This is a genomic window from Kitasatospora sp. NPDC047058, assembly GCF_040643935.1.
In the GTDB taxonomy this organism is placed as follows: Bacteria; Actinomycetota; Actinomycetes; order Streptomycetales; family Streptomycetaceae; genus Kitasatospora.
In genome coordinates this window covers 1-3,586 of record NZ_JBEYVJ010000574.1, presented here as the reverse complement: position 1 = coordinate 3,586, position 3,586 = coordinate 1, and the positions used below count along the sequence as shown (strand labels likewise).

At 74.5% G+C, this 3,586-nt stretch carries 2 protein-coding genes; both read right to left on the bottom strand.

Going from position 1 to position 3,586, the window contains the following annotated elements:
* Positions 1-66: 66 nt before the first annotated feature.
* The gene (locus ABZ885_RS37645; protein ID WP_360199162.1) at positions 67-204 is read right to left on the bottom strand and encodes a SapB/AmfS family lanthipeptide; all 138 of its coding nucleotides are present in this window, start codon (positions 202-204) and stop codon (positions 67-69) included.
* A 98-nt stretch (positions 205-302) separates the two neighbouring features.
* Positions 303-2,906: a class III lanthionine synthetase LanKC gene (lanKC, locus tag ABZ885_RS37640; protein ID WP_360199160.1), complete on the bottom strand. Its 2,604-nt coding sequence runs from the start codon at positions 2,904-2,906 to the stop codon at positions 303-305.
* Between the last annotated feature and the right edge of the window lie 680 nt (positions 2,907-3,586).

Here is a 3,586-nt window from a genome sequence, read left to right as displayed (position 1 = left end):
GCCGGTGCCCGGAGGTCAGCCGGCCGGCCTCACCGTACGGCCCGCCCTAGGGGCGGGTGGTAGGGGTCAGAGGCAGACGAGCGTGCTGACCGTGCTGGTCCCGCAGTTCAGGACGCTCAGCGAGCTGGTGCTGGCGAGGGTGTCGTCGATCGGGGCCGCCTCGGTCTCGGGCAGCTCCAGGGTCTGGAGGTCGAGGATCGCCATGACTTTCTCCTTCACTGTGCGGTGAATCACCCGGCCGGGCGGCCGGGAGCCGGTGGGGCGCGGTGGTCGCGCCGGGGGCGTACGAGCCTGGCGGCCCGTCAGCGGGAGGTGGGGCGCGAGCGCGGCGGTGCGGTGCCGGGCGCCCCGGTGAACGGGAGGAACGGGGTGCCCGCGAGGGCCGTGCCCAGCGCCAGCAGCACGCCGGCGGAGCCGGTGGCGAGGTCCGCCGAGAGGCGCAGCAGCTGGTCGCCGGGGAAGGCGAGCCGCCCCTGGTAGGGGACCTGGTGCAGGGCGAGCAGCGCCCGTTGGCGGTCCAGCAGCGCGGCGTCGGCGTCGGGCGCGGTGACGGCCCGCCGGCGGGTGAGGGCGAGGTGGCCGATCAGTCCGGCCCGTCCGTTGAACAGGCCGGGCTGGATGACGAACTCGGGTTCGGCGGCCCGGCGGATCTCCGCCTCCCGGTCCGCCAGGGCGGAGTCCGGCCGGTGGGCGAGCAGCGCGTCCAACGCGATGCCGATGCCCGCGCTGCCGGTCTCGATGTAGGGCAGGACCCGGCGGCCGTCGACCACCTGGAGCGTGCCGTCGGCGACCCTGACGCACCGGTCGAGGTCGAGTTCCAGCAGGGTCTCGGCCTGGTCGAGCAGGGCGTGGTCGCCGGTGTGCTCGTGGAGCCGGACGAGGGCGAGGGCCGCGCCCGAGGCTCCGGCGAGGAGTCCGGCCCGGCGCCTGGGGTCGCCGCGGCCCTCCTTCTCCCAGGTCGCCGCGGCGGTCCTGGCGAGGGTGACCGCCTCCTCCAGCTGCCGGTCGTCGCCGGTGGCGAGCGCGAAGTGGAGCAGGGTGAGGGCGATGCCGGGCCCGCCGGTGGCCAGCCCCGGCGCCGGTTCGGCGTCGGCGGAGCCGGTGAGCCGCGGCAGGAGCTCCAGCGCCTGTTCGCGCTCGCCCAGCAGGTCCAGGGCGTAGGCCACGCCGTGGCCGCCGTGGTAGAGGCCGGCCGGGAGGGTGCGGCCGCGGGCGGCGTCGGCCAGCCAGCGGACGTGGCCGGGGTCGACGGCGGCTCCGGTGGCGTGGAGGGCGTAGAGCACGCCCGCCGCGCCGTGGGCCAGGCCGAGCCCGCCCTGGGTGAACTGGGCGACGTCCCCGGGGAAGAGCCGGTCGGTGCGGTCGGGGGTGGCCATCGCGGCGATGCCGGCGGCCAGCGAGTCCCTGATGGCCGGCCAGTCGGCGACGGGGGCCTCCAGCAGCGCCCGGGTCGCGGCCCGGCCGCGGTCGAGCTCGGGGCGGGGCGTGCGGCCGTCGGACGGCGTGGCGCCGAGGTAGCGGCGGATGTCGTCGGCGTAGCCGGGCGGTACGGGGAAGCGGCGTTCCAGGGCGTCGGCGAGCTGTCCGGCCTTGCCCGGGTCGAGGGCGGTCAGCTGGGCCAGCGGGTAGAAGAGCCAGAGGCGGATCGCCGCCAGTCCGTACCGGTCGATGTCCGTCCCGGTGTAGCCGAGCGGTGCGGTGAATCCCGCGGCTCCCAGCGCCGGCCTGAGGAAGGCCTCGACGGTGCTGGCGAGTTCGAAGTCGATGAGGCAGAGTTCGCCGTCCGGCCGGATGATCAGGTTCCGCGGGTGGAGGTCTCCGAAGACCACGCCGCGGGCGTGGATCTCCGCGATCGCCCGTTCCACCTGGCCGACGATGGCGAGGGCGTCGCGGGTGTACCCGGCGACGGTGTCCTCGTCGGCGCCGGGGTGGATCAGCGGGTAGCGGGCGGTCAGCCACTCGCTGAGGGACTGCCCCTCGACGTACTCCTGGACGAGGAACTCGTGTTCCCAGGCGGTCAGCAGCCCGTGCTCGGCGGGCACTCCGGGGGCGCCGGCCAGGCGGAGGAGGACGGCGTGCTCGTTGCGCAGCCGGGTCACCGCGTCGACGCCCCGCTGGTCGAGGCCGGCGTACGGGCGGGCCTCCTTCAGGACCACGGGGGGCCGGTCCGCGCCGTCGCGGGCCAGGTAGACGCCGCCGGCGTTGGAGAAGTGCAGGACGCGTTCCACCGTGTAGGGCAGTCCGGTGTCCTGTTGGGCCGCGCGCTCGGCCACGGCCGGGGCGATGCACTCCGGGACGGGTGCCCAGGGCGGGACGGCGAACCCCGCCCCGCGGACGTCCGGGACGAGCCGCCCGTCCGGTCCGGTGAGCGCGAGCACCCGCTCGCCCTTCTCGTTGCGGCAGTGGCGTTCGGCGAAGCCGCCGTATCTCAGGTAGAGCGGGCCGTCCTGCCAGCGCAGGTCGCTGAGGATGTACGGGCCCTTGCGGCCGGCCAGCAGCCCGCCGAGACCGTCGAGGCAGCGCCCGAGTTCCGCGTCGTCCACCGGGTAGAGCGTGCAGAACTTCCCGCTGGAGCCGCGCGGGGCGTACTTGGAGTTCTGGACCTGGAGGATCGGCAGCCCGCGCAGGAACTTGAAGGTGATGCGTTCCCGCAGGCAGTAGGCGTGGACGGTCTCCAGGACCTCCTCCGCGGTCTCGATGCACGAGGAGACGTGGATCTTCCACCCCTGGTCGGGGATCCGGACGTCGACGGGACGGACGACGGACCACATCTCCAGCTCGCCGCGCTCCCAGCCGTCCGGCAGCGGCCGGGCGACGGCGGCGAACTCCTCGTGCGCTCCCCAGCGCCGGGGCGAGTCGTAGAAGAGCGGGTCGGCGTAGGCGTAGGCCTCGTACCGGTTGTCCAACGGAACCCTCCTCGGTGCAGGGATCTGCGCAGGCGGGACGACGGAGAAAAGACGGTGGCGGAGAGCCGGTGGGTGTCGCGCCCGGCGTCGCGGAGGTGCCGGCCGGATGCCACGGACCAGATGTCCTGTATGGCGATGCGACCATCCGAATAGTGGAGCCCGGGAGGAATTCTCCGCAACGGCGCACAGGGCCGGCGATAAAACGATTCTGCGCACCGGATCGCACACGGAGCCGGTCCGTAAGCCCGGCGCAGAGCCGTGCGCCGTCCCGTGGCGCGGTGGGGCCGGCGCGGCGCGGGAAAGCCGCCCGGGGCGATCACTCCACCCTCGGCCGGCCCGTCGGGATCACCGCCTCCACCTGCGGTGATGCCGACCGTCTCGGGTCACCCCTCCCCCGGCAGCCCGGCCCGCGCCGCCGTGGCGGGCTCCGGCGCGCGCCGGGCGGAGGGTGCGGTTCCGCCTCCTCGCGTTCACCTGCCCGGACCCCTCGATTCCACCCGGAATATCGAACGGAATCCTCTGCCTCGTATTTCCGTTCCATGGCAGGAGTATTTCGCGGAACCGGATAATTCGTTTCCAGCCGACGCCCCGCGGCCCGTGGAATCACCCGGAAGCCCTCGGAGACCAGGCCGACCAGCACCCGCGGCGGGTTGGCCTCGGCCTCGGCGGCGGCCTTCTCC

What these genes read in the sequence shown, in the direction of transcription:
- ABZ885_RS37645 (WP_360199162.1), bottom strand. Translation starts at nt 204, where the DNA reads ATGGCGATCCTCGACCTCCAGACCCTGGAGCTGCCCGAGACCGAGGCG.